We start from the raw sequence: 25925 nt of genomic DNA, 5'->3' as shown, positions 1-25925 counted from the left end.
TGCGTCTATTCAGGCGTTACAAGATCCGGTTTGCCATTACGTAATCAGCGCAGCGGCCAGTTATAGGCGACGCTGTAGAAGGAAATCCCTGATCCGTTCTGCCGCTTCCACGCATTCAGCCAATGGCGCGACCAGAGCCATTCTTATCCGCTCTGCACCAGGATTAACGCCGTCGACTTCGCGAGACAAGTAAGATCCCGGAATAACCGTTATGTGTGTCTGCTCGAACAGCTCACGACAGAATTCAGCGTCGTCCATCGGGACTTTTGCCCACAGGTAGAAACTGCCATCAGGCTTCTTGACGTCCATGACCGGCGAGAGAATCGCGAGCACCGCGTCGAATTTTTCACGATACAGATCGCGGTTTTCACGTACATGGTCTTCATCTTTCCAAGCGCAAATGCTTGCCAGCTGGCTGTGAACAGCCATGGCGCAACCGTGGTAAGTCCGGTAAAGAAGGAACGCTTTGAGAATATCTGCGTCGCCCGCTACAAACCCCGAACGCAAGCCAGGCAGGTTGGAGCGTTTTGACAAGCTGTGAAACACCACACAACGTTTGAAATCGCTACGACCAAGCTCAGCACAAGCAGTTAGCAAGCCAGGTGGTGGCGACGTCTCGTCGAAGTATATCTCGCTGTAGCATTCGTCTGCAGCGATGACAAAGTCATGCTCATCGGCAAGAGAAATCAGTTTTTTCAGGGCATCCAAGGGCACCAGTGCACCGGTAGGGTTACCCGGCGAACAGAGAAACAGGAGCTGGCAGCGCTTCCAGATATCTGCCGGTACGCTGTCAAAATCTGGATTGAAGCCGTGACTTTCCAGGCAGGGGAGGTAATAGGGCGTGGCTCCGGCCAGAATCGCTGCGCCTTCGTAGATTTGATAAAACGGATTTGGGCTGATGACCAACCCATTGCTATCCCGACGGACAACAGTTTGGGTAAATGCGAAAAGCGCTTCGCGCGTTCCGTTGACCGGCAGGATGTGACGGGCAGGGTCCAACCAGCCTTTGGGTACGTCAAAGCGCTGCTGGCACCAGTCAGCAATGGCCGCACGCAATTCGGGGATCCCCAAGGTCGCAGGGTACACGGACATTTTGTCGAGATTGGCTGCCAACGCCGTTTTGACGAACGCCGGCGAGGGGTGCTTAGGCTCTCCGATGGACAGCGCGATAGGCCTCAGGCTCGCATTTGGCGTAACCCCATTCAACAGGGTGCGCAATTTCTCAAAAGGGTAGGACTGCAACTGAGCTAAAGCGTCGTTCATATCAAGATCTCAATCGTGTTTAATTGCGTAGGCGGTAGAGCTGATGCACGGGACGGTCATGCTGACCGACCTGCACGTTAGAGCAACCTGCGGCAAAGCTCGAAAGCCCGACCACTGATTCAGCAAGACTATCGAAATATAATGTAATACTATTACCTTGATTTTTCAACCGTTATATGGAGTTTTTGCCGTCATGCTTTCACCCACTCTTGAACTTGCCTGCGATTTGATCCGCCGTCCATCGGTCACACCCGTCGACGCTGGCTGCCAGGAATTAATGATGGCGCGCCTTGCTAATGTCGGCTTCGCGCTGGAGCAAATGAGGATTGAAAACGTAGACAATTTCTGGGCATCTCATGGCCGCAGAGACGGGCCAGTGCTCTGTTTTGCCGGGCATACAGACGTGGTGCCGACTGGACCGTTGCAAGCCTGGAACATACCTCCATTCGATGCCTTTATCGATGATCAGGGGATGCTTCACGGAAGAGGTGCTGCAGACATGAAAGGCAGCCTGGCGGCCATGTTAGTGGCCGCTGAGCGTTTCGTGGTGGATTACCCTAATCACCGAGGCTCAGTGGCATTTCTGATCACCAGCGATGAAGAAGGCCCCGCCCATCACGGCACCAAAGCGGTGGTCGAACGCTTGGTCGCGCGTCAACAACGGCTGGATTGGTGCATAGTGGGTGAGCCATCCAGCACAACACTGGTGGGTGATATTGTGAAAAACGGGCGACGTGGTTCGCTGGGCGCAACCCTCACTTTGCGAGGAGTCCAGGGGCATGTGGCCTATCCACATCTGGCCAAGAATCCAATTCATCTGTTAGCCCCAGCGCTAGCTGAACTGGTCAGCGAGCATTGGGACAGCGGCAATGCATTCTTTCCGCCTACCAGCTTTCAAGTGTCGAACCTGAACTCAGGTACAGGTGCAACAAACGTGATTCCTGGAGAGCTGGTCGCGGTGTTCAATTTTCGCTTTTCTACCGAATCAACAGTTGAGAGCCTGAAGAGCCGTGTTGCGGAAATCCTCGACAAGCATTCGTTGGATTGGCACATCGACTGGACTTTATCGGGCCTGCCCTTTCTGACGGAGCCGGGCGCACTGCTGGATGCTGTTGCATCCAGCATCAAGGCAGTAACCGGGCGTGACACTCAGGCGTCTACATCCGGTGGCACCTCTGACGGTCGATTTATCGCCACCATGGGCACTCAGGTTGTTGAGCTTGGGCCAGTCAACGCTACGATTCATCAGGTCAACGAATGTATCCTTGCCAGTGATCTTGATGTGCTGACTGAGATCTACTATGAGACCTTGATCAAATTGCTGGCATGAGATTCAAGCGCCGGACATGGTTTGCAACGGAACAGAAAATGGACTTATGCCCGTCCCACAGGTCTTGAGGGCGATCCTTCACTGATGATAAATCACACATTTTCATGCGCCGGAAAAAGGTAGTAGCGTTTTTGCCTTGCAGCGGCTTATAGCTGGCTGCTGCATGAATGCTACTAATGGAAAGGGCAAAATTTATGCACAGCGGGAGCCAAGCAACGCTGCTGCTTGCAAAAATCTAGCCTCGCTCAGAAGACCATCTTCACTGGTATTTTTGAGACACCACACTAGGGGTAGACCCGGCTTGTAGGGCCTGATCGTGACGATCTAGTGCTAACTCGATCGAGCGATTTGGCCCCCGCCCAGATCCGTACGTGCGGAATTACCGCATGCGGCTCCTGCCTTGGGTACGCGAAGCGATCCTCAGGATAAGGATGTGCATTTCTGGGTCTTGGTATGTAGAGGTCGGCAAGGCGTCCGTAGCGTGACCATTGAAGCCGATGACGCTGGCTACGACGTTTGAGGGCTTGCCGCCATAGACGGCATACCGCCAGACGAAAACCACCAAGACGTATCAGGTTTCCCGGCACCGCGTGGTAGTTGAAGTACCCAGTGACAACTCGGTTAAGCTACTGACCCCCAACTCGAACAGGCTCGTGACGTCGGCGCTTCAGCTCATCCCGAATAGCCAGCAGCGTCGCACGCATTCGCTTCTTGACCGTCAGTCGCAGTATTTGAAACCCACCGCTTCTGTTGCTACTAGAGCAGTGTGTGAAGCCCAGGAAATCAAACGTCTCCTGCTTACCTAGGCCTCGTTTTCTACGATTTCTCGCAGCAAAACGACCAAATTCAATCAGCCTTGTCTTCGAGGCGTTGAGGGATAAACCGAACCTTGCCAAGCGTTCCTGCAACTGCACCAGAAACTGCTGGGCCTGCCATTGCGTCCTGAAACCCACAACGCTGTCATCCGCGTAACGCACAACGATTACATCGCCACGGGCGTGGCACTGGCGCCGCTGCCTTGCCCACAGATCCAGCACGTAGTGAAGATAGATATTCGCCAGTAACGGCGATATCACTGCGCCTTGGGGCGTCCCCTTGGTCGCAGCCATTCTACGGCCATCCTCCATAACACCCGCCTGAAGCCATTTGCAGATAAGTCCGAGCATGCGGCGGTCTGCAATCCGGTGTCCCAGAAACATAAGCATCCATTCATGGTCGATCTCATCAAAGAACGACGTGATATCCGCATCCAATATCCAGTTCACCTTCTGGCCCTTCAGCGCGACCGTCAACGCATCCAGCGCATCATGCTGGCTGCGTCCCGGCCGAAAGCCGTACGAGAATTCCAGAAAGTCTTCTTCATAGATCGCATTCAGAACAGTGACGACTGCCTGCTGAACGATCTTGTCTTCCAGAGAGGCAATGCCCAAAGGGCGCAGTCTACCGTCGGCTTTGGGCATGAAAACCCGCCGTGACGGCGTTGCCCGATAGGCTCCACTGTGGAGCCTTGCGTGCAGATTGGTCACCCGCTGGAGAAGACCTTCTTCATATTCTCGCTAAGACATGCCATCCACGCCCACCGCCGCATCGCGGCGAAGCGCATAAAAGCTCTGCTCCAGTAATTGCGGTGTGATGTGGTGTAGCAATGCCGTGAACTGCACGCCCTTTTCCCTTCGGGCTGCTTCACGTACACCTTCAAGTCCCATCGACGCGCAACTGATCCGGCTCTGTGTCCGGGGCGCGGGGGACGTGTCGGTGTTTCCCTTGGCTACGTCCTTTCCTCCACGATCTCCGCAGGGCTCGGCCCTTTGTTCGACGGCTTCTCAGGTACTACGGACGTATCCGACTTCTCAGCGACGTAGACAGCAGGATTACGGCTTTTGGCCTTTCCTACTCCGCCCGGTGCTTGCGCACCGGGCATCTCTGAGATCTCCCAGTTTCTGTGCGAAGGACTTCCCGACGTGCACAGGGTCTCCGACCGCGCGGGATCAGAGCATGACTGGCGTATAACGCCATGCTCCGTATTGCCTTCTGCTTCGGATAACAGCATCGGCATCCCGAATCCCTGATTACGCGGCTCAATGGCTGACCCATCGGTTTCCCCTGTCAACGCTTCACCCTGCACCTCGCGGTGCAACATGCATGAATCGGGGTCTGGTCGATTCGCCATTTCTTACCAGTATCGAACTTTCATCGACTATCCTCCGCCAGCTTTAACTGGCGCACTAACCGTCCGGGCAACACACCTTACTGAAACCCTCGCTTAAGGCGATGGTGTCAGTAAGGTGTGTTGCCCGGACGGTTACGATTGGAGAACAGATAAACACAGTGCGGCTGCGCCGCACCGAATACAGCGATCACCTTGGCTAACGCCGTTTCTGTGCCTGCGCGCATGTCCATCGGCTCTGTGGCGATCTAGATGGAGTCGATGCGAATCATCGCAGCAAGTCTCGAAGAAAGTTTGCGCAAGCAGCGGCATTTTCAGTCGGCCAGCTCACTTTAACGGTGCCACGCGGGTGCTAGATTTCAACACAGATATTCGACGATGCAGCTTGCGTATTTGCTCCGGCCAGTGGCATGTGAAGCGGAACAAATGCAGGCCGCAACGCGGCGCTGTTCTGCGTTTGTACCCGAATCCATTTGTGGACGAGGTTTGCGTTGAGGCTATGGCTGAGTCCGACGCTGGCAATCGAAGCGCCGGGTTGGATAAATTCCTGAATGACCTGAGCTTTGAAGGATTTGGAGTAGGAACGGCGTGTTGGCTGCATGAAATACCCGCTTAAAAGGCTAGAACTGATGCCCACTTAAATTTAAGTGCACACCATGTCTTGGCTTTGCGAGGTTGGGTAGATGACTTGGCCGGACGCATATCTCAGTGCTCTATCACGGCCCGCGCAGTGAGCAAGCAGGAGTTGATGGGGCTGATCTGAAGAGCTGCGAGCGAGCACCCAAAAATTAAAGCGAGGCGGTTATCTTTGGATGGAACCGGGCAGTGGCGCCTCTTGTTCAGGCGTAAGTGAAGCCACCGTCGACGAACCATTCTGCGCCGTTAACGAACCCAGCCTTGGCAGGACGAATACGATTAATCGCTCGATCGACGATGGCTTATCCTGGCGTAGTGAGAGTCTCGCCGCCGTACCGTGACGATGTTCGCTACGGCGTTAAAACCTCTAAAAAATACCAAAATCTGCCGCAAACATATTGCCGGGGTCATAGGTGTTTTTGATAACTTTTAGTCTGTCCATGTGGTTGTGATAGAACAACCGTGCTCGTTGTGCGCACTCCAGACCAAGTACGGCCGGATATCCTCCATAAAAGCTTAACGGCTCCATTTGCTGCCTGGCTTTCACTATCCATGCACTCCCCTTCTGGGCAGCTTCAGAATCCTCCGGATCCCAACTGGCGACGACTTGCATATTGAAATGGTTGCGTCTAAGAGGAAACGCCGTTGCCTGTGCACCTACTTCAGCAGCGACCCCATGAAAATCATGAAGCATGATGCAAGTACGCGGCGAAGGTACGTCATAAGCCAGCTCTACAATAGCGTCGATGACTTCAGCCCCAAGGCGAGGAATATTGTGGGAGTCCATCTTGTAACCGCGCCCCGCAGGCCAAGCGCTGTCACCACTTTCGTCAAATATCTGTTTGTACTCCACCCATTCCTTTTTCACCACTTTTACGTTCGGCAGCGTCTCCAAACGCTCCACATAGTCAGCGCCTCGTTCTTCCTCATCTGCCCACAATAATTCAAGTAACAGACCAAAGCCCGATTCAGGAACCTCCGTAAACGACGAGAAGATGCTGAGATCGCCGCCGGCATCATCCAGAATACTTTGCACCTCCCGCAACGCCTGCCGGGAGCAGTCGAGCGGGACGAAGAACACGCCGCTGAGTACCTTGACGGTGGGGAATATTTCAAACTGCATGGCTGTCACAACTCCGAAGTTTTTCCCCGCGCCGCGTAAAGCCCAGAACAAATCCTGATGGCTCTGTGCGCTCGCGGAAACCTTCGAGCCATCGGCAAGGACAACATCTGCCTGGCGCAACGCGTCTGCAGCCAAACCGTATCGATAGTTCAGCTTTCCGTATCCCCCCCCCAATGTAATACCTGAAACACCCACTTTAGTGTGCACCCCTGAAACAAATGCAAAGCCATGAGGGAGGACTTCGAGTGCGTCCTTAACAACGGCCCCGCCTTCTACTTTGAGTATATTGAGCTCTTCGCCCCTTACCGCACTGTGCATCGCACGCAAATCCAAGGTCATCCCGCCATGGCTGACGGCTCTTCCCACCCAGTCATGCCCGCCACTGAGTACCGAGACCTTGAGGTCAGCCTCGCCGGCGATTCTTACAGCGGCCTGCACATCATCAGATGATGAGCATTTAACTAAAACTACCGTGTTTGAATCGGCAGTGCCATTCCACAGTCCCTGATGCAGATCTCGCTCGGCCGAGGCACCTAATCGATACTTTCCTTGCAGGTGGAGATCCAAGTTACTCAGGAGTGATGGGTGCATGACATTTTGCCTCGTCAGGAAGTAAATCATAGGTGTGGGAACCCACGTGTCGTTGAATGTTCAACCGCGCTGCCATTTCTTCCGAGTAGCTTGGCCATCCCCCATTGAAAGCTTGAATTATTCAGCCATGCAATGGTCAGTATGACCTTCAGATGGAGGGCACTTCGTTCAAATTGACACTCATTGACTGCCTTTCGATGTCCATGGACTCCAGATTAAGGAGCAATACATGAACCGCCAGCAATTTATCGACTACGTACAAAAAAAATACGAAACAAAGCCGGATCATGCGTGGGAAAAGTTTCCCGATTACACAGTCTTCAGGCATTCGGATACTGAAAAGTGGTATGCCCTCCTCATGGAGATTCCTGCCGAAAAAATAGGTATCGATGGGGATAAGCGGGTTGATGTCATTGACTTGAAAGTTCAACCAGAGCTGGTGGGTTCCTTGAGGAAAAAGCCTGGCATTTACCCTGCATATCACATGAACAAGGAACACTGGATCACTGTGCTTCTGAACGGGCCGCTCGGTGCAGAAGAAATTCATTCACTGAAAGCCATCGCCTTATCGGCTCCTGAACTCACGTTTAGGTATCCAAACCTTAAAGACAGAATGGAAAAGCTTTGTCCCAGCAAGACGCCTAGCGGATCAAGCCTTACTGGGGCATGTGCCCACATGTGTGCGATAGGGAACGCCCCAGAGGGTCGTAACGTCGTTGACGTGAGATCCCGCTGCAGCCGTTCTCGATATATTTGATCCCTACCTACTGTTTTTTATTCACTGGGAAGACAAATGAGCCAGTGAGGGGACAGCGATTACCTCAAGAAAAATCAAACCCTGAACGGTCCATATCGGGTTTCCTAAGGCATGCTTTGACCATAACAGGCACTGTTCTCCTTTGAGTTAGATCCTCATCGGAGTCCTTATGCGTTTGTATCTATGCGAGAAGCCCAGCCAAGGTAAAGACATCGCCGCCGTGCTCGGAGCCAAAACACGAGGTGACGGCTGCATCAAAGGCAATGGTGTGGCCGTGACCTGGGGAATTGGACACTTGCTGGAAACAGCTCCTCCCGATGCCTATGGAGAGCACCTGAAAAACTGGAGCCTGGACACACTTCCAATCCTGCCTGCGGAATGGAAAGTGCTAGTCAAGCCGAAAACCGCCAGCCAGTTCAAGATCGTCAAGCAGCTACTCAAGCAGGCCACCGAGCTCGTCATTGCGACAGACGCTGACCGCGAGGGCGAGATGATCGCGCGCGAACTGATCGAGTATTGTGGGTACCGGGGACCGATTCAAAGGCTATGGCTGTCTGCGCTCAATGAAGCATCCATCCGCCAGGCGCTCAACACCGTCAAACAAGGCTCTGAAACCTACCCGTTGTATCTCTCGGCGCTCGCTCGCTCCAGAGCGGACTGGCTCATCGGTATGAATTTTTCGCGGCTATTCACCTTGCTCGGCCGACAGGCAGGGTACACCGGTGTGCTCTCGGTGGGCCGTGTTCAAACACCGACCCTCCGCCTGGTGGTCGACCGCGACCGGGAGATCTCGAACTTCATACCCAAACCGTTCTGGAGTGTCGAGGTTCAGCTCTGGACTGCAGGACAATCGTTCTTGGCGAAATGGGTCGCCGATGAGTACGTCGTAGATGAGGAAGGCCGTTGCCTTGATCAAGCTGCTGCAGCTTCCGCACTGGCCGCGCTGAAAAGTAGCCAGGCTGCCTCAACTGTTTCTGTTGACACAAAGCGTGGCAAGGATCCAGCTCCGCTCCCTTTCGATCTAAGCACCCTGCAGGAGGTGTGCTCTGCAAAGTTTGGGATGGGTGTGCAAGAGACGCTGGACGTAGCACAGTTACTTTACGAAACTCACAAGGCGACGACCTACCCAAGGACCGATTGCGGTTACCTGCCGGAGAGCATGTTTGATGAAGTTCCCATGGTCCTCGATGCTCTGAACCGAACAGATACATCTATCGGTAAGACGCTGCAACTGATCGACCCGGAGCTACGTTCCCGGGCATGGAATGACAAAAAAATCACTGGTCCCCACCACGGGATAATCCCCACGCTTGAACCTGCAAACCTTTCAGCAATGTCTGAGAAGGAACTCAAGGTCTATGAATTGATCCGCGCTCACTTCCTTGCGCAGTTCCTGCCTACCCATGAGTACGACCGGACCGTGGCCACCTTCGAATGCAATTCAGTTCCACTGCAAGCAGTGGGCAAGCGAATAGTGGTCCCAGGCTGGAAGGTTCTTTTTTCTGCATCATCCGAAGAGGAGACTGAGGAAAGTGGTGGCCGCTCTCAGATCCTGCCAGTGCTGCAAATTGGTACTCGGTGTGACATTCAGGACCTGCATCTCAAATCCCTGAAAACCGAGCCGCCCAAGGCTTATACCGAAGGTACATTGATCAAAGCGATGAAAACCATAGCCAAGCTGGTCAAGGATCCACGGCTGGCTCAAAAGCTGAAGGAAACCACCGGCATTGGTACTGAAGCAACTCGCGCAGGCACAATTCAGGGCTTGATAGACCGAGGATCACTTATCAAGAAAGGTAGCGCGCTGCGAGCAACTGAAGCAGCGTTTTCGCTGATTGATGCGGTCCCTCCTGCTGTGGCCGATCCCGGCACAACTGCGATATGGGAGCAAGCTCTTACGATGATCGAGCAAGGCACCCTGACGCTCGATGATTTTATCGCCAGACAATCGAGCTGGATCACCAGGCTCGTCGAACAATACAAAGGCACCACCTTGTCGATCAAAGTGCCCGAAGGTCCCAAGTGCCCTTTGTGCAGTGCGAAAACCTCGCAGCGTAAAGGATCCTCAGGCGTTTTCTGGGCGTGTTCCCGCTACCCCGAATGCAAAGGCACGGTGAACATTGGTACAGGGAAGAAAAAATCACTTGGCAAGTCAGTCAAGCCCCGAGCCCCTACTGTCAAGGGCAGCTGAGAGGCTGGTGATAGCGGGGTTACAAATGATGTGCCACAATGGGGCTACTACCAGTTCCACCCCGCTGGTCACTGACGGTCATCAGTGACACCCTGGAGAAGTCGGCCTTGCCTTCATTCTCCTCCCCCAAAGTACGCAAAGCATCGGGAGGGGCGTACAGATCTTGTTGTGAACTCTCCCTGTGTCTCCCTGTTCAGTAGCAGACACGCAGCCGTCTAACTCGTGAAAGCGGGTTCATAGGCACACAGAGTTCACAGAAGGTTCGATGCATAATCGTCTCAGGGCCGCACTGGTGTTGCGGTCCACTTTTTTTTAAAAACGCTTCCGACTCTCTCGGCAGGTAACCTGGTCATCTCGCAACGCTGGATGACCAGGTTACCTGCCGAGGTAGCCACTTTTCGCTGCCGGCGCCCACCGGTGAAAAAACGGGTTCCCTTTGTGCGCGAATGCGTGCCTTTTGATAACTGGCCCAAGCCACGACAACGGGCCGGGTGATGTCGATGTAGCAATGCGTGCGATCAATGCCCAGGGATCCTCGCTGAGCTAGCGCTCACAGGTGGCAAACTTTACAAGTTGTTGCAAAGTACACATCGGCTGAGAGCTAGCGTCTTCAATGAGATAGCTCTCAGCACGATTCCCATTGAGTCGCTTTAGAACAACATTGTTTTTCCAGCCAGACAAAGCGTCTGTTTGCGTGAAATTCCTCCAACAGGTTGTTCTTTCGCGTGAATAGAACAAGCTCTAATTACGCCTCGCTTCTGCGGGGTTGAGTCAGTAAGGAGCGCTGTATTTTGCGTTCATCAATATTAGGAATAAACATGAGTGCGCTGAAGGGAGTGCTTGACTGGATGGTCACTAAACTTGCGTCTAAGCAGTCTCCAGTAAGGCCAGAAACAGTTGAAAACCAAGCGGCTCAGGCAGCCTTAGAACTCGCTGCGATTCTGAGAGTAGGGGGAGCCTTGGAGCATGATGAGATCCCGATGATCACACGTCGACTGCAGTCCGTGATTGATGCGACAAATGCCGTGGTTGCTGCCTGCGAACCAAGCCAAGCAGAAGGAAGATACTGTCGTAGAGAGCTCTGAAACAAGCATCTCACGCTGGTCGTGGCCAAACCCTACAGCTCGTGCTTGACAAGCCTTCAAAGAATTCACATTCTCAAGACATGTACCGCTGACGTTGTCAGCAACATGCCCGGGTAGTCAGGATCTCACGACTACGATGCGTCCCACGCATTGATCCCGCCCAAAGTTCGCAAAGCTTCCGGAGGCGCGAACGATCGGTATTGGTTACCGATGGATGCATATTTCACATCACCCGCAACGCTGCACTCGGCTTGGCTGAGTCATGTCATATAACTCACCTGCCCTCGGGGAATACTTTCCCTTAGGGACAAGTGTCTCCGTTTTCTACTATTGGACGGAGACTGACCATGTCGAATCACACGGCTATGCACTCAGCATCTCAGAATGCTGAAATCACGAAACGCGTTGATATGCTTTATGGCGAGGCATGCCGTCAATTTCCGACATACGAACAATGGTCTTTGAGCATTTCTGCTCTCAGATGATTGAGACTTTCGGCGATGACGAACTGGCGCTTGAAGCAGCAGATGCATTTAGCTATGCACGCTTGGACTATGATTATCTTTCCCCGTCAGAAATCAAGGCGGCAAGGAAAGTTAATCGAAGCCATGGAATCTGCAGTCACGGCCTTACTGAAGACACCTGCCCATGCGGTTGCTTTGAGTTCACTGGGCCAGAGGTTTATGAGCACTATGGACCTGAAGATTGTGACCTTACTGATGCTGAAGTCTTTGAAATAAGTGATCCAGCCCTCGCGATGAGTGATGAGGAATGGGAGCTTATGAATGAACAATGGCGTCAACAAGAAATTTTATACGCAAGCAGACCTATCCGTAACTTCCTCAAAGCTTTGTGGATTAAGGCGTTGAAGTTATCAACTATTCGTCGAAGGTAGTCTGGATCTCACGACTACGATGCGTTCTGCGCATTGATCCAACCTAAAGTTCGCAAAGCTTCCGGAGGCGCGAACGATCGGTGTTTCAAACGCCGATGGATGCACATTAAACGCGTCACTCACCCAGCGGGGAATCACTCCCCTTTCGGGCGGTGTTCTCCGCAATTTTCCCTGGAGAAACATCATGAGTACAGCAAGCTTTCGTTTTGGCGTTATGGTTGGTACAGCATTGCGTGAATGCATCCGTGCGGTCACTCATAGTTCGAATCCTGAACCAGGACGTGTGGCACCACAGCAACTCAGGATGATGCCTGAACCTGCGATGTCCAACGAACAGTCGGAACAATACCGCCTGCCGGCATTGGCTCGATGCAAACACGTCGATCTTGCTGGCTGGTACGATCAGAACATGCAAGAGATTCAGGTCAAAACCCCGAAGAAACCTAGGAAATCTCGCGCATCGAAGGCGCTTGATACATCCCCAAAGCAGGATCCTGAACCACCAGTTAAGGCCCCTGTCATGGGTCCTCTGGACCAGCTCATTGCTTGATACTCCCATCCCTGACTAGCCCCTCATTTCTTGAGGGGCTTTTTTCATTTGGAGGGTTGACAAAGGATTCAGGCTTACACCATTCTGAAGCCATGTACCGCTGACGTTGTCAGCAACATGCCCGAGGTAGTCTGGATTTCATGACTACGATGCGTTCAACGCATTAATCCAACCCCTAGTTCGCAAAGCATTCGGAAGCGCGAACGGTTGACCAGTTTATCTGGTTGATGGATGCACAATGATTCTCTCACCCCATCGGGACCTTTCCCGTAGGGTTGGTCTCGTGCCCAGCAGGAGACCTTCATGAAAAGCAGTATTGCGCTGTACCAAGCATTGATTTCAATCGATGTTCCGGAAGACCGCGCCGCTGCAGTCGTCGATGCTCTGGAGTCGGATATGCAAACGCAACTCGCGACAAAAGCCGACATCGACACTCTCGAGTCTAGACTCGAACTGAAACTCACCATTCGTATGGCCGTCATGCTGACTGCTGCTGTAGGCGTTATGCTTACTGCGTTCAGATTCATGCATTGATTGTCGTAAAATTTCGCTTTACCACCCATGCGGGGAATACCTTCCCCCTGGGCGAAGTGTATCTCCGCTTTGAACACTCAAAACTGGAGATACATCATGAGCAATTCTACCAACGAAACCAAATACTTCGACCTGCACACCGTCGGCATTGGCTATCTCAACCGCATTCGTGAAGTGAAGCCTCGTAAGGGCGCTCCTTTCATGGCTGTGACAGTAGCTGCCCTCAAAGGCACATCTGAGAAACCTGAGTACGCCTACATCGACTGCAACGTGGTTGGTGCTGAAGCTGACAAGCTGATTCGCCGTTGCCAGGAAGCTGTTGCTGCCGAGAAGAAGGTTCTTGTCTCTTTCCGGATCGGCGATATCTGGGCTGATGTTTTTACTTACAGCAGTGGTGCTAAGCAGGGCCAAGCAGGTGTGAGCCTTAAAGGCCGTCTCCTGTACCTTGCCTGGATCAAAGTTGAAGGTGAATACGTCTATCAGGCTCCGCAGAAAGAAGAAGCACCTGCCTCTTCTGATAGTTCAGAGTCCGAAGCTACCCCAGTCGTTCAATCCGAGGCGTCTGCCTCCAGCGAACCAACTGATGTGGCTACTCCAGCTGCTACTCCCCCTAAGCCAACACGAGCAAAACCAGCTCGCGCAGGACGAGGAGAGAAACAAGCCGCTTGATAGATTTTTTACAACCTCAAGGCGCCCTGCAGGCGCCTTTTCTTTTCTCCACAAAGTAGGTAACGACTTCATGAAATTCGCTATCGCTACACTCGTGCTTACAGTGCTAAGCATATTTTTTCTGGAATTTGGACAACAGCTCTCCGCTCAACTACTGACTCAGATCGGCGCAGGAGTACTGGTCGCCACTTTTCTTGCAATGGCAGGTATGGTGATCACTTCTTGACACTAAACCTTCTACTTTACCCTTAAGGCCCCCACCCTTAAGGGACCGGGGCCCTTATATTGGAGCTCCTATGGACAGTAATACTAATAGACTAACCTTGCGACTTGAGCTCGCTTTGCTGATCTCAAAAGCACACACTCAAGATAGTATCTATCAAAAGGTTTTGAACAAAGATACGCCGCCGGATCGCTTTTCCAGTTTGTATTGGGAGGATGTACTGGACAAGCTCGAAGACTTGGCCCTATTGGACCACGTTGAGAATTTCACACCGGACCACAGCTCGTATATTGAAGATGCTGCACTCCTCAGGTCTTACTGGACTCTTCGGGAATGGTGCGGGATAGATATATATCCTGATAGCCCATCCGCTGTAACAGAAAGACTCTAACCAAACGTTCTCGAGAACGAAAACCAACCTGACCGGGTAATTCACCTCCCGGTCGGGCCAGGTGGTTACCCGCACCTGGAGAACTACTATGTCCATCACCATAAATCACTTGCCATCCACTTTGCTGAAACTGCCTGTTGTGCTGACTCCTTCCGCCTGGAATGAATCTGTTCACCTGGAAGCCCCATCACATATTGCAGAAGTCGGCACTCGCCTAGGCGACGTCGTACTCGAAGCGTATCGCGAACTCCACCTGCAACCCGATGAAACCCAGATAGACTTCGGTATCTATCGTTTCCCACCTAACGGTGACCGCTCAGGGCGTGAATGGCTGGAGCTAAAACTCCATCGCATTGATGCAGTACACGGTAATTCGTACCTGTGTATTTCGCTGAGGGATGAAAAGCCGCTCTATCTTTGCTGACCCAGTTAGCAACCTGCAACCACGAACAAGCCCGAATATTCGGGCTTTTTTTCGGGCTCCCATATTAGTGGCCTGCCCGATAATCCGGAGTAGTCATGATCAACCTGCCCGGCTATTTGGCCATACGCACCATCAGCGGTCGCAACGGCGCTTTCAACGTTGGGCGACTTTCGACGTCCATCGGTGAGTTCGTTATCAAGGACGCGCTGCTGGACCAGTACCACGAGGGCAAATATCGAGGTGATTTTGTTATCACCGAAATTCGTCCCTCCTACTACACAAACGGCGGCAGATTAGTGGTCGAAGTCCGCGCCAGGCTGGACAGCATGTCTTTGGACGATGTGGCCAACCTGAGCGCAGACGAGGCTGAGAGGCTGTCCAACAACGAAACTGACCCACTCGACGAAGAAGCCTCGGGAGGCTCGTCTTCAACCAAACCTCGCCCGACTATTCAAACAGCTCCGAGAAGATCAGTTTCTGCTGGCAGTGACGCACCGTTCGGGATGACGAGATCCGAGCCTGAGAAACAGGTCACCGCACATGAGGCTGATGCAGAGCTGTTCGGCACGATCTGGCCGATTGGACGTTCAGTCAAGCTGGACACAACTGTAGACCGTAAGCGTCTGCGGCAACAATGTGTTCGCCTTGGCGAGCTCGGATATGAGCTTGACTTCAAGCTGCAGATTTGGAATCTCAGCACTCATTGACCTTGCTCAGAACTGAGCGTTTTCTACTTTTACATCCCCTGAGGGCTCCCTCATGGGTGCTCCTCATTACTAACTGAAGGAGCAGCACATGCATCCGCTTTTTATAAATATCAAGAAAGCGATCCTGGATATCATTGAGGATCAACTCACCAACAACGAAGAAGCGCCTGACTCAGAAATCTGGAACATTCTGGTCGACGAACTTGACTTGACCGTAGAACAGGCAGACGCGGCCATAGCAATGCGACCGCGCTTCCGATGCGAGATATTCATTGCTGGGCAAAGCCCGTTGTATCAAACAAACACCGTAACCTTCGATCCGCTTGAGAAAAAACTCGTGGCTGCTGAGCCTTACAGTTTCGATCAGATCTTAGAGATATACACGATGCTGCTGAAGAGTCGACCGGGTTACCGACTCAAACTGGGGGCTCACTAGGCAGCCGGTTTGAATTCAGAGGGTGAGCTGTATTGCACCCATCTAAACCCATGCGACAAAAACGTCATGTTTGAAGTTTACGACTTCGACCGCGATGCGTTCGTTGATGGTCGCTGGCAGTACGAGACAGAAGAACAAACTCGGGCGGCAATCGATAAACCCGAGTTTATCCGCTAAACACATTGAATCCCGAGGGGCATCACCGCCCCTCAGGGCGGTTCCCCTCCTGTTTTGGAGGACCTAATGCCGAACCGCACTCAACTCTTTCACATCGAAGAATGCCCGGATCTGTACGTCGACGCGTGCGTCTGTGACGAGCAGCGAAACCTGATATTTCTATCAGCCTGGGGCCGCGACACGGCCATGCAGGAGTTTCTGGCCAGACTCACACTCGGTACCACCGAGAACGGCCTGGACCAGTTCCACATCGTCATGAATGACCAACGCGTCCCGGTGTTCCCTGATACGGATCTGTTGGAAAAACGCACCACTCGCCAGCTTCGCGGAACGCTCTTCGGTAGCCTGCTGCACTTATGGCTGTTCGATCAGCGTTGCTCGCAGCCGGATAGAGCAAACCATTCTGCTTACGCGCTCATCAATCAAGCCCAAGACCCGTTCGATAGGTTGTGGCCGCTGATCGTAGACACTTGCCCTCTTCCGTTCCTTCCACATTGGCGTGAGCCGGTGATGGAAGTCCTTACTGCGCACAACATGTTGCACCCGCTACCGGGAGCTATTGGCTCGGTTACAGCCTGGCGTTTGTCGCTGCAGCTGGACGTGCTCGAAAAAGCTCTGGGCGAACTCATTCGCGCAGGGAAACTCACCACTGAAGTTACGGCGTAGTTCACGCCCACCAGTCCAAGGAGCCAACCATGGCTTTGATGTTCTCACGGCTTGCCCGTAATTTTGCACGCAACGGCTATTACCCGACTGACGAACTGACTCTGGAGCGCACTCTGCAGGCATTGTTGCCGGCGACCTCGGGACGGATGCGGATTCTTGATCCGTGCTCGGGAGAAGGAGTGGCTTTGGCTGAGGTCGCACACCGACTGGAGCGAGACCGAACAGAGACGTATGCGGTTGAGTACGACAAAGAGCGCGCTGATCACTCGAAAACGTTGCTGGACCGAGTGCTGCAGGGTGACTTGATGGACACCATGATCTCTCGACAGTCCTTCGGACTGCTCTGGCTCAACCCTCCCTACGGGGATCTGGTCACTGATCACTCTGGCGCTTCGCAGTACCAGGGTAGCGGCCGCAAAAGGCTGGAGAAGGCATTTTACCAACGGTCACTGCCGTTGCTTCAGTACGGAGGGGTGATGGTATTCATCGTTCCTCACTACGTGCTGGACGACGAGCTGTGTGGCTGGCTCACCAATCACTTTACCGGGCTGCGGATCTGCGCCGCGGTAGACCGGACGTTCAAACAGGTCGTGATATTCGGAATCAGGGTACGGCGTCAGGATCTGGCAAGACTCCGGGAACTGGCGGCGATGCGTGAGTATCTGCGGGCAATCGGATCCGGGGAAGAAGCTGCTGATCTGCTACCGGCCACTTGGCCATGGGAGCAATACGCTGTCCTACCGATCGCTAATGACCTGGAACACTTCTACCGAATCACTCTTGAACCCGAGCAATTCAGTGAAGAGGTTCTTCGTCTGAGAGGCCTATGGCCTGATTTCACGCTGCACTTTGGCCAGACTGGCGCTCAACCGCGCGCCCCCGTGAAGGCACTTTCACGGTGGCACTTAGCATTGGCACTCGCTGCTGGAGCCATAACCGGTGTGGTGACCTCTCGGTCCGGGCGCGTCCTTGTCCTCAAGGGCGACACTTACAAGGATAAGGTTCCCAAGACCGAATTCACCGAGGACGAGGACGGCAACGTGTTCGAGACACGGATCTTGACTGATCGTTTTGTGCCCAGAATCCGGGCATGGGACATGACGCCAGGCTCATCCTATCTCGGGTGCGCACTGACCATCAGCTCGGATGCGACAACACCAGCGGCACACGAAACCACCTCAAACACTGAAGCACGTAGCCAGGACGCTTTATTTGAACTGGGCCGTGTGGTGCTCACGCATAGCGTTCAAAGTCTGCTCGAAAACAACTCTCTCGACGTGATGCAGTACCTAAAGCGTCACGCGACGGGCGATTGGGGCGAGATTTCAAACGACGACTGGGACAGCAATCAGCAAGCACTGAGTGCTGAAGGTCGATTGTTTTCAGGGTATGACATCGACGCAGAGGATGAGACCAGACTCTGGATCATTACCGAGTCTGATCGCTCAGCAACAACAGTCATGTTGCCATCTGACTACTAAGAAACTTTACCAAGACCTTTCAATCATCTAACCGCACCTCAGGGTATGAACAATACCCTTGGTGGTGTCGTGCATGCCCTGTTTAACCCAATAGTGGAGAAACATCATGAACGACCTGCCTTTGGCTGCGCCTGCAGGCCACCCTTGTGTGCCAACTTTGAACATCGGGCTCACTGAGTTTATCGAAGAGTTTGGCGACGAACTCCTGGAGTCACTCAACCGCTCCAACCCACCGGTCTACGCCGGCATCGACAATCCGGCTCGGCAGTGGGTGCTGGACGGCCTCAAACGACAGCCCTTCCCTGCCCAGGCTCAAGTGGTCCAGGCAATTGCCGCGCTTTTGCTCGATCAGAATGAGCAGGCTGGCATCATCAATGCCGAGATGGGGACAGGCAAAACAATGATGGCCATCGCTCTCGCTGCAGTCATGCATGGAGCTGGTTATCGCAGGACGATGGTCATCGCGCCTCCGCACCTGGTCTACAAGTGGCGGCGCGAGATCCTCGAAACCATCCCTGACGCTCGCGTCTGGGTGCTCAACGGACCGGATACCCTGGTCAAGCTGCTGAAGCTGCGCGATCAACTGGGTGATACCTACGACGGACGTCAGGAGTTCTTTATTCTCGGCCGCGTGCGAATGCGGATGGGGTTTCACTGGCGTCTTGCCTTTTGGCAGCGACGTGCCGGCGGTGGAAGGAGCCTGGCAGCGTGTCCAGATTGTGGACGTCTGCTCCAGGACCAGGAAGGCAATCTGATCACTGCTGAGGAATTTCAGCGTGAAGAGCGACGTCGACGCTGCGACCACTGTGATGCCGCTTTATGGACGCTGATGCGTCCGGGCAAATCGGATGGCGGCAGCCGCCGTAACACGATCCTAAAGTCGATGTGTCGCATCCCTACAATCGGACCTGTTCGTGCAGAACGGCTTTTATCTGACTTCGGCGAAGACTTTCTCGCCTCGATGCTTCTGGACAATGTCTCTGAGTTCATCAACCTGATGGACGCCAAAGGCAATTTCATCTTCAGCGACCGCCAAGCCAAGCGCATGGAGCGTGCGATGGCCAACATCGAGTTCGGGTTCGGCGAGGGGGGTTACCAACCCACCGAGTTCATCAAGCGCTACCTGCCTGATGGGTGCTTCGACCTACTGGTCGTGGACGAGGGGCATGAGTACAAAAACAGTGGATCGGCACAAGGTCAGGCTATGGGCGTGCTCGCAGCCAAAGCACGAAAGACTGTGCTGCTGACCGGCACTCTCATGGGCGGCTATGCGGACGATCTGTTCTACCTACTGTTCCGGATCCTCACCAGACGTATGATCGAGGACGGCTATCGACCCAACGCGCGAGGAAGCATGGCGCCGGCGGCGATGTCATTTATGCGGGATCACGGGGTATTGAAGGATATCTACACGGAGCGAGATGGCAGTTCTCACAAGACGGCCAAAGGCAAGAAACTCTCCGTGCGGACGGTCAAAGCTCCGGGCTTCGGCCCGAAAGGCATTCACCGCTTCGTTCTACCCTTCACTGTGTTCCTCAAACTCAAGGATATCGGCGGCAACGTACTACCTGGCTACCGGGAAGAGTTCATTGACGTACCGATGTCTCCAGACCAGGAGGCGGCTCACCTTAAGCTTGCCCAGACATTGACCATCGAGCTCCGACAGGCGCTGGCCCGAAGAGACACCACGCTTCTAGGGGTTGTGTTGAACGTGCTACTGGCGTGGCCGGATTGCTGCTTTCGACCTGAAGTCGTGAAACATCCTCGATCCAGAGACACTTTGGCTTTCGTGCCATCGATCTTCGAAGAGGATGAGCTCATGCCGAAGGAACAGGCCCTTCTGGACCTATGTCTTGCTGAAAAAGCCCGAAACCGCAAGGTTCTGGCCTACTCGGTTTACACAGGTACCAGAGACACCACAAGCCGCATGAAGCGGGTGCTCGAACAATCGGGACTGAAGGTGGCAGTGCTTCGTGCATCGGTGGACACCGCCAGGCGCGAGGACTGGATCCTCGACCAGGTTGATCGAGGCGTCGACGTACTGATCACCAACCCGGAGCTCGTAAAAACAGGTCTAGATCTGCTCGACTTTCCGACCATTGCCTTCATGCAGACGGGTTACAACGTCTACACGGTGCAACAGGCGGCAAGGCGCTCATGGAGGATCGGACAGAAGCAGGACGTCCGGGTGATCTTTTTCGGCTACATCGGCAGCTCGCAGATCACCTGCCTGCAGCTGATGGCCAAGAAGATCGCCGTATCGCAGAGCACTTCAGGGGATGTTCCAGAGTCTGGGCTGGACTCGTTGAACCAGGATGGCGATTCCGTAGAGATGGCACTCGCCAGACAACTCATCAACGCTTGAACATTGCCACCTTCGGGTGGCTTTTTTTATACTTGGAGACTGTGAAACCCCACGTTCCTCAAAATGGCGAGGCCAAATTGAGTACTCATGCAATGTTTCTATCGTTTTTTCTGATGACCGCTGGCTTAGCATTTGGCGCAGCTGCATGTATATTTTTTGTTTCCTATTACGTAAACAAGAACGACCCTGAGAAGGAGCGTCGAGCGCTTGCGATATATCACCACGTCTCTAGAGACACGTGTTGCTCCCCGGGAGACATAGATCACATACTGACGGACCACTACACGGGTCACTTCAAAAAATTTGTGTATTGTTTTGCAACATGCCTCCTATGTACTTGTGCCGCGTTTTACATTATCTGGTGATCTAATAGGCAATCCAGGATCGATCCGTTATTGCTCGATAATGATCCTCGACGGTGCTCAGATTCTTGCGAAATCTGGTTCCGGTGCCCCTCATTGAAAACCCATTGCGACTGAAAAACGGTTTCCTGCTGCTTCAAATCTTTGATTTTGCGAACGTGCCTCACATCTTGAGTGAGGTCCTCCATGAAGCTGCCACTGCGCCCTTCTCTTTCCCGCGCCAACGTACTGCAAATCCTGGCCTTGATCGTCCTGATCGGCATGCTGGTCTACCAGCAATGGCAGATTCTCCACCTGAAAACGGGTTTTGAATCTGCTGCGAACCTGGAAACCGTCAACGCCATCACCCAACGCATCAATGGCGTGGATGACCGGCTCGATGCCGCCAGCCAGATGAAGTCCGTGACCATCGATGATTTCAGAGCCGGCCAGCAGGCTTTGTCCAACCGCATCGATGCCGTTCAAGCCCTCCTGAAGCAGGTGCAGGAGGCGGCGAAGGACGCTGCCCAGCAGGGTGCCACAATGGAAGAAGTTGTGGTCATGGGGGCTCGGATCGAGGAGCTGCAGGTGAAACTCCAAGACCTGCGTGCGGCTAAACCAGCATCTGTTCAAATCACGGCAGCCAAGCCAAAGATTCCCCCCCCCTCCCGCAAACCAACAGCACAAACCAAAGTCCAGGAGGCTCCTCCACCGTTTTCGGTCGTGGGTGTGGAGTATCGCGGAGGCGAACGTTTCTTGTCAGTTGCCCCGCCTGGCAGCACTCAGCTGAGTCAACTGAACCTGATACGCCCGGGCGACATGGTCGCGGGGAGCAACTGGCAGCTCAACAGCCTGGATGACTCGCGCGCCCTGTTCAGCATCAACGGCTCAACCCGCATTCTGCCCCTGCGCCCTTAGAGGTTCACATGACCGTTTACAACCTGCGAATGTTCACACTGACGGGAGTCATCCTGATCACAGCGGCTGGTATGGCCAATGCTGCAACAAACAGCTCTGCACAGTCCACCAGTAGAGAGCAACAGAGCGCCTTGCTGGACAGTCAGTCGCAATCGAGCGACGAGATCCTGGCACGAGACTGGAACCTCAGTCCTCAGGAATGGCAGCGCTATCAAACGCTGATGCAGAGTTCACGAGGTGTGTATTCCCCCGGGCTGGATCCGCTGACAGCATTGGGTATCGAAGCCCGCAATGATGAAGAGCGCCGGCGGTATGCAGAGCTCCAGGTCAAAGCCGAGGCGCAGCGCACGGCAAAAGAATTAGCGTATCAACGCGCCTATGACGATGCCTTCAAACGCGTCTACCCGAACCTGATGCCCATCGCCAGCTCTGCGCCCCAAGGGACGGCCGCGAGCCCAGCTAACCAGGGCAACGGCCGATTGGCAGTGTTTGTTAAGGACGACTGCCCGGAATGCTCGATACGAGTGAAGGCCCTTCAAGCTCAGAAGCAGCCGTTTGACGTGTACATGGTGGGTAGCCAGAACGACGATGAGCGAATTCGCAACTGGGCGATTGTCTCGGGGATCGACCCTGCGAATGTCAGAACCCGACAAATCACCCTCAACCATGACGGTGGACGTTGGCTTGGCCTGAGCTTGGGTGGCGAGTTACCGGCCGTTGTGCGAGAGGTGAACGGGCAATGGCTGCGTCAGTGACGTGGGCAGGCCTTGCCCTGCTGTGCTTCGCGTTGACAAGCCATGCAGCCGAGCTTCCGCCGCCGGCTTATCAGCTGGCTGCCCAAGCCGCGAGTATTCCGTCGGAAGTGCTCTATTCAGTGGCACTGCAGGAAAGCGGGGCGAAGTTGCGTGGTCAGCTTGTGCCGTGGCCTTGGACGCTGAACGTTGCCGGCGCGGGTTACCGTTTTGCAACTCGCGCGGATGCATGCACTGCCTTACTCATAGCCCTCGTCCAGGCAGGCCCTAAGCGTGTAGACGTGGGTTTGGGACAGGTGAACATGGGCTGGAACGGCCATCGTTTCCATTCCAGTAATCCATGCGACTCGCTCAATCCCTACAAGAACCTGGACGTGACCGCGCAGATCCTGGCTGAACAGCGAGCGCTCGGCGGTGACTGGATCACCGTAGCCGGGCGCTATCACCGGCCTGCCGGCGGCGCTCCAGCCGCCAATTACCGCAAGGCTTTTGCCAAACATCTCAGCCGGGTAACCGGCATCCAAATGCTGGTGACCAATCCATGAACCGTTCAGTGATCCTCGGCGCAGCGCTCTGCCTGCCATTTATGATCTGCCAAGCTGCAGAGCTCACCGTGGTTGAAGACAAAGGTGGTGACTCAGCGCTGCCTTACTATCGATCTCTCAATCCCGAGCCGTCCTCTTCTGTCTCAAATGACCTGACCTCGCAACTGGATCCTGTAGCAGCACAGGGATTGCCGGTACGCACCACTCGAATGACTCCGGGGACAGTTCAGGGCCGAATCATCAACGCGCCAGGCCTGCAGCCTTTGTTCCTGGTCGGGGACGATGAAACTTCACGCCGATGGCTACAAGAACGCGGTGCGGTGCTGAAGCAGATGCAGGCCGTAGGACTGGTGGTCAACGTGCCCACACAAGAACGACTTGCCGTAGTCAGGAGTTGGTTGCCCGACGCGCTCGTGTCCCCCGCATCAGGTGACGAGCTTTCTCAACGACTCGGCCTGAATCACTATCCGGTGTTGATCACCCCAACCGCCATCGAGCAATAGGAGGTCGGGTTATGGCTCACGATTACGCCATTGAATCACTGCTCAGACCCGCCGTAGAGCTGTACACCGTGTACGTGTGCGCTGCAGGCGCATTCCTGTGCGTGTTCGCTCCCTGGGCGTTTGCGCTTACTCCGCTGTTCGGCATCGTGACCTCCGCGGGCTTTCTCGCTTTGGGATTAGTGCGTCTGAAACAAGCATGGCAGGTGCTGCGCTATCGCCGAAACATCCGTCGACTACCTCATTACACGATGACCAGTAAAGAAGTGCCGGTCAGCAATCAACGTCTCTTCATCGGTCTTGGCTTTCGCTGGCAGCAGCGCCATACCCAGCGGCTGATGGACACTTACCTGCCGAAGTACGCCAGCTACGTTGAAGCTACCCCACTTTTCCGCGCAGCGCGTCGTTTTGAGGAAAGAGCTGAGTTCGCCCCATACCCGGTCCGGCTTCTGGCCAGAGCCACATCATGGGACGTGCCCATCAATCCTGTGCGACCTCTGCCCCCCGTCGGCGGTTTGCCAAGGCTGCACGGCATCGAGCCATACGAGGAGAACGTCTCTCTCCCTTTGGGTGAGCGAGTAGGCCATTCAATTGTCCTGGGCACTACCCGTGTCGGAAAAACCCGCCTGGCTGAATTGTTCATCACTCAGGACATTCGGCGTAAAAAACACGGCCAGCATGAAGTCGTTATCGTCTTCGACCCGAAGGGCGACGCCGATCTGCTCAAGCGCATGTATCTCGAAGCCAAACGCGCCGGACGCCTGAATGAATTCTATGTGTTCCACCTGGGCTGGCCGGATCACTCGGCACGCTACAACGCCGTAGGACGTTTTGGTCGGATTTCGGAGGTGGCCACCCGGATCGCTGGCCAACTCTCCGGCGAAGGAAACTCGGCAGCATTCCGTGAATTCGCCTGGCGTTTCGTGAACATCATCGCAAGAGCCTTGGTCGCACTGGGCCGCCGACCTGACTACCTCCAGATCCAGCAGCACGTGATCAACATCGAAGGGATGTTCCAGGAGTATGCCTCTAAATACTTTGATGAATCTGATCCAAAGGCCTGGGAGGCGATCGTCGCCATTGAGGGCAAGCTCAACGACAAAAACGTACCGTTCAACATGAAGGGTCGGCCGTTCCGTGTGGTGGCCATCGATCAATACCTGTCTCAGACGCGCGTGGCAGATCCAGTGATGGATGGACTGCGCAGCGCGGTCCGCTACGACAAGACCTATTTCGACAAGATCGTCGCCTCGCTGCTGCCACTGCTTGAGAAGCTGACAACAGGCCGCATGGCGGAACTGATCTCGCCGGACTATCAGGACGTGAACGATCCTCGACCGATCTTTGACTGGATGCAGGTGGTCCGCAAAAAGGCCGTGGTTTATATCGGCCTGGACGCCTTGTCGGACACAGAGGTCGCCGCTGCCGTCGGCAACTCTATGTTCTCCGACCTGGTCTCGGTCGCTGGCCATATCTACAAGTTCGGTGTCGACGACGGACTACCGGGCGGCGTCCCTGGCACCAAAGTGCCTATCAACCTCCATGCCGATGAGTTCAACGAGCTGATGGGTGAGGAATTCATTCCGATGATCAACAAGGGTGGTGGTGCCGGCATGCAGGTGACTGCTTACACCCAGACAATGAGCGATATCGAAGCGAAGATCGGCAACAAGGCCAAGGCTGGCCAGGTGATCGGTAACTTCAACAACGTGTTCATGCTGCGCGTCCGCGAAACGTCCACCGCCGAGCTGCTGACAAACCAGTTGCCTAAGGTTCAGGTTTTCACATCCACCCCGGCCAGCTCGGCGAATGACAGTGCAACGGGCAATACCGCGTTCACATCATCCAGTCATGACCAGGTGCAGCAGGTCAGCGTGCCAATGATTGAGCCAGCGCATGTCGTCGGCCTGCCCAAGGGCCAATGCTTTGCGCTCATGGAAGGCGGCAATCTGTGGAAAATCAGAATGCCTTTGCCTGGCCATGATCCTGATGAAGTAATGCCGGCAGATCTGCAGGCCTTGGCGGAAAGCATGCGTCAGACGTATCAGGTGGGCAAGGTCGACGACACTGGCTGGTGGTCAGCGCCCGGTTATCAGACGCTAAACGAGTCGCTGCCTGCAGATCTGCTCGACGACTTCAAAAAAATCGCTGTTGCACCTGAGGATGCGGCATGACTCTCGGCGGGTTGAGCGATCGGCAAGGGGGCAT

General features: G+C 54.3%; 22 protein-coding genes and 2 pseudogenes. 20 read left to right on the top strand and 4 right to left on the bottom strand.

The genetic code is table 11. The features are described 5' to 3' along the window. Positions 1 to 60: 60 nt before the first annotated feature. On the bottom strand, positions 61 to 1263 hold the full coding sequence (gene dapC, locus V476_RS15115; protein ID WP_024960792.1) for a succinyldiaminopimelate transaminase: 1203 nt from the start codon (positions 1261 to 1263) through the stop codon (positions 61 to 63). A gap of 193 nt (positions 1264 to 1456) precedes the next feature. Between dapC and dapE the strand changes: the two genes are divergently transcribed. After that, on the top strand, positions 1457 to 2593 hold the full coding sequence (dapE, locus tag V476_RS15110; RefSeq protein WP_024960793.1) for a succinyl-diaminopimelate desuccinylase: 1137 nt from the start codon (positions 1457 to 1459) through the stop codon (positions 2591 to 2593). 626 nt (positions 2594 to 3219) lie between these two features. Here the strand turns inward: dapE and ltrA are convergent. The 3 genes from ltrA to V476_RS15095 all read right to left on the bottom strand — a co-directional run bounded on the left by ltrA (position 3220) and on the right by V476_RS15095 (position 7110). Then, complete coding sequence (gene ltrA / locus V476_RS29165) at positions 3220 to 4119, bottom strand: group II intron reverse transcriptase/maturase (RefSeq protein WP_345940306.1); 900 nt, start codon at positions 4117 to 4119, stop codon at positions 3220 to 3222. Positions 4120 to 5112: 993 nt separating this feature from the next. After that, a complete protein-coding gene (locus V476_RS27290; RefSeq protein WP_103715847.1) occupies positions 5113 to 5361 on the bottom strand; it encodes a transposase in 249 nt (82 codons plus the stop codon). Between the two features lie 402 nt (positions 5362 to 5763). After that, the gene (locus V476_RS15095; protein ID WP_161780170.1) at positions 5764 to 7110 is read right to left on the bottom strand and encodes an FAD-binding oxidoreductase; all 1347 of its coding nucleotides are present in this window, start codon (positions 7108 to 7110) and stop codon (positions 5764 to 5766) included. 229 nt (positions 7111 to 7339) lie between these two features. On the opposite strand from V476_RS15095, the gene V476_RS28940 reads away from it, so the two are divergent. The 19 genes and pseudogenes from V476_RS28940 (at position 7340) to traD (ending at position 25891) form a co-directional block, all read left to right on the top strand. Next, on the top strand, positions 7340 to 7867 hold the full coding sequence (locus V476_RS28940; RefSeq protein ID WP_235810939.1) for an MmcQ/YjbR family DNA-binding protein: 528 nt from the start codon (positions 7340 to 7342) through the stop codon (positions 7865 to 7867). A gap of 169 nt (positions 7868 to 8036) precedes the next feature. Then, the gene (locus V476_RS15085) at positions 8037 to 10058 is read left to right on the top strand and encodes a DNA topoisomerase III (RefSeq protein WP_024960796.1); all 2022 of its coding nucleotides are present in this window, start codon (positions 8037 to 8039) and stop codon (positions 10056 to 10058) included. Between the two features lie 818 nt (positions 10059 to 10876). After that, positions 10877 to 11143 (top strand): hypothetical protein, encoded by a 267-nt coding sequence (locus V476_RS15080; RefSeq protein ID WP_024961508.1) that lies wholly within the window; start codon positions 10877 to 10879, stop codon positions 11141 to 11143. A 347-nt stretch (positions 11144 to 11490) separates the two neighbouring features. Continuing rightward, positions 11491 to 12038: pseudogene (locus V476_RS27280) on the top strand (regulator). 184 nt (positions 12039 to 12222) lie between these two features. Next, positions 12223 to 12588 (top strand): hypothetical protein, encoded by a 366-nt coding sequence (locus V476_RS15070; RefSeq protein WP_080278511.1) that lies wholly within the window; start codon positions 12223 to 12225, stop codon positions 12586 to 12588. 303 nt (positions 12589 to 12891) lie between these two features. Next, the gene (locus V476_RS28470; protein ID WP_003425076.1) at positions 12892 to 13122 is read left to right on the top strand and encodes a hypothetical protein; all 231 of its coding nucleotides are present in this window, start codon (positions 12892 to 12894) and stop codon (positions 13120 to 13122) included. Positions 13123 to 13218: 96 nt separating this feature from the next. Then, a complete protein-coding gene (locus tag V476_RS27270) occupies positions 13219 to 13791 on the top strand; it encodes an STY4534 family ICE replication protein (RefSeq protein WP_080278512.1) in 573 nt (190 codons plus the stop codon). A 70-nt stretch (positions 13792 to 13861) separates the two neighbouring features. Further along, positions 13862 to 14017 (top strand): hypothetical protein, encoded by a 156-nt coding sequence (locus V476_RS28610; protein ID WP_162839171.1) that lies wholly within the window; start codon positions 13862 to 13864, stop codon positions 14015 to 14017. Positions 14018 to 14493: 476 nt separating this feature from the next. Continuing rightward, a complete protein-coding gene (locus tag V476_RS15050; protein ID WP_024960159.1) occupies positions 14494 to 14829 on the top strand; it encodes a hypothetical protein in 336 nt (111 codons plus the stop codon). A gap of 95 nt (positions 14830 to 14924) precedes the next feature. Beyond that, complete coding sequence (locus V476_RS15045) at positions 14925 to 15536, top strand: DUF3275 family protein (protein WP_005895439.1); 612 nt, start codon at positions 14925 to 14927, stop codon at positions 15534 to 15536. 88 nt (positions 15537 to 15624) lie between these two features. Next, a pseudogene (locus tag V476_RS15040) lies at positions 15625 to 16149 on the top strand (hypothetical protein). Between the two features lie 66 nt (positions 16150 to 16215). Next, a complete protein-coding gene (locus V476_RS15035) occupies positions 16216 to 16815 on the top strand; it encodes a hypothetical protein (RefSeq protein ID WP_024960160.1) in 600 nt (199 codons plus the stop codon). A 29-nt stretch (positions 16816 to 16844) separates the two neighbouring features. Next, complete coding sequence (locus tag V476_RS15030; RefSeq protein ID WP_024960161.1) at positions 16845 to 18296, top strand: DUF6094 domain-containing protein; 1452 nt, start codon at positions 16845 to 16847, stop codon at positions 18294 to 18296. A 106-nt stretch (positions 18297 to 18402) separates the two neighbouring features. Beyond that, complete coding sequence (locus V476_RS15025) at positions 18403 to 20661, top strand: SNF2-related protein (RefSeq protein WP_024960162.1); 2259 nt, start codon at positions 18403 to 18405, stop codon at positions 20659 to 20661. Between the two features lie 548 nt (positions 20662 to 21209). Beyond that, positions 21210 to 21920 (top strand): hypothetical protein, encoded by a 711-nt coding sequence (locus tag V476_RS15015; protein WP_024960164.1) that lies wholly within the window; start codon positions 21210 to 21212, stop codon positions 21918 to 21920. Between the two features lie 8 nt (positions 21921 to 21928). After that, complete coding sequence (locus V476_RS15010) at positions 21929 to 22675, top strand: TIGR03759 family integrating conjugative element protein (RefSeq protein ID WP_003317507.1); 747 nt, start codon at positions 21929 to 21931, stop codon at positions 22673 to 22675. Continuing rightward, complete coding sequence (locus V476_RS15005; RefSeq protein ID WP_003425094.1) at positions 22660 to 23217, top strand: lysozyme family protein; 558 nt, start codon at positions 22660 to 22662, stop codon at positions 23215 to 23217. The genes V476_RS15010 and V476_RS15005 overlap by 16 nt, the downstream gene beginning before the upstream one ends. Then, positions 23214 to 23720, top strand: a complete 507-nt coding sequence (locus V476_RS15000) for an integrating conjugative element protein (protein WP_024960165.1) — start codon at positions 23214 to 23216, stop codon at positions 23718 to 23720. The genes V476_RS15005 and V476_RS15000 overlap by 4 nt, the downstream gene beginning before the upstream one ends. A gap of 11 nt (positions 23721 to 23731) precedes the next feature. Continuing rightward, a complete protein-coding gene (gene traD / locus V476_RS14995) occupies positions 23732 to 25891 on the top strand; it encodes a type IV conjugative transfer system coupling protein TraD (RefSeq protein ID WP_024960166.1) in 2160 nt (719 codons plus the stop codon). The last annotated feature ends 34 nt before the right edge of the window (positions 25892 to 25925 follow it).

The organism is Pseudomonas syringae KCTC 12500 (assembly GCF_000507185.2).
Taxonomy (GTDB): domain Bacteria; phylum Pseudomonadota; class Gammaproteobacteria; order Pseudomonadales; family Pseudomonadaceae; genus Aquipseudomonas; species Aquipseudomonas syringae.
This window is presented reverse-complemented; position numbering and strand designations above follow the sequence as displayed.

Bases quoted from the DNA above. Each gene is read 5' to 3' on its own strand.
- V476_RS27270 (WP_080278512.1), top strand. From the start codon at position 13,219: ATGAGCAATTCTACCAACGAAACCAAATACTTCGACCTGCACACCGTC.
- V476_RS15000 (WP_024960165.1), top strand. From the start codon at position 23,214: ATGAACCGTTCAGTGATCCTCGGCGCAGCGCTCTGCCTGCCATTTATG.
- V476_RS28610 (WP_162839171.1), top strand. From the start codon at position 13,862: ATGAAATTCGCTATCGCTACACTCGTGCTTACAGTGCTAAGCATATTT.
- dapC (WP_024960792.1), bottom strand. From the start codon at position 1,263: ATGAACGACGCTTTAGCTCAGTTGCAGTCCTACCCTTTTGAGAAATTG.
- V476_RS15095 (WP_161780170.1), bottom strand. From the start codon at position 7,110: ATGCACCCATCACTCCTGAGTAACTTGGATCTCCACCTGCAAGGAAAG.
- V476_RS15080 (WP_024961508.1), top strand. From the start codon at position 10,877: ATGAGTGCGCTGAAGGGAGTGCTTGACTGGATGGTCACTAAACTTGCG.
- V476_RS15050 (WP_024960159.1), top strand. From the start codon at position 14,494: ATGTCCATCACCATAAATCACTTGCCATCCACTTTGCTGAAACTGCCT.
- V476_RS15005 (WP_003425094.1), top strand. From the start codon at position 22,660: ATGGCTGCGTCAGTGACGTGGGCAGGCCTTGCCCTGCTGTGCTTCGCG.
- V476_RS15070 (WP_080278511.1), top strand. From the start codon at position 12,223: ATGAGTACAGCAAGCTTTCGTTTTGGCGTTATGGTTGGTACAGCATTG.
- V476_RS27290 (WP_103715847.1), bottom strand. From the start codon at position 5,361: ATGCAGCCAACACGCCGTTCCTACTCCAAATCCTTCAAAGCTCAGGTC.
- V476_RS15015 (WP_024960164.1), top strand. From the start codon at position 21,210: ATGAAGCTGCCACTGCGCCCTTCTCTTTCCCGCGCCAACGTACTGCAA.
- V476_RS15085 (WP_024960796.1), top strand. From the start codon at position 8,037: ATGCGTTTGTATCTATGCGAGAAGCCCAGCCAAGGTAAAGACATCGCC.
- V476_RS15035 (WP_024960160.1), top strand. From the start codon at position 16,216: ATGCCGAACCGCACTCAACTCTTTCACATCGAAGAATGCCCGGATCTG.
- V476_RS15025 (WP_024960162.1), top strand. From the start codon at position 18,403: ATGAACGACCTGCCTTTGGCTGCGCCTGCAGGCCACCCTTGTGTGCCA.
- V476_RS15030 (WP_024960161.1), top strand. From the start codon at position 16,845: ATGGCTTTGATGTTCTCACGGCTTGCCCGTAATTTTGCACGCAACGGC.
- V476_RS15010 (WP_003317507.1), top strand. From the start codon at position 21,929: ATGACCGTTTACAACCTGCGAATGTTCACACTGACGGGAGTCATCCTG.
- dapE (WP_024960793.1), top strand. From the start codon at position 1,457: ATGCTTTCACCCACTCTTGAACTTGCCTGCGATTTGATCCGCCGTCCA.
- V476_RS28940 (WP_235810939.1), top strand. From the start codon at position 7,340: ATGAACCGCCAGCAATTTATCGACTACGTACAAAAAAAATACGAAACA.
- traD (WP_024960166.1), top strand. From the start codon at position 23,732: ATGGCTCACGATTACGCCATTGAATCACTGCTCAGACCCGCCGTAGAG.
- V476_RS28470 (WP_003425076.1), top strand. From the start codon at position 12,892: ATGAAAAGCAGTATTGCGCTGTACCAAGCATTGATTTCAATCGATGTT.
- V476_RS15045 (WP_005895439.1), top strand. From the start codon at position 14,925: ATGATCAACCTGCCCGGCTATTTGGCCATACGCACCATCAGCGGTCGC.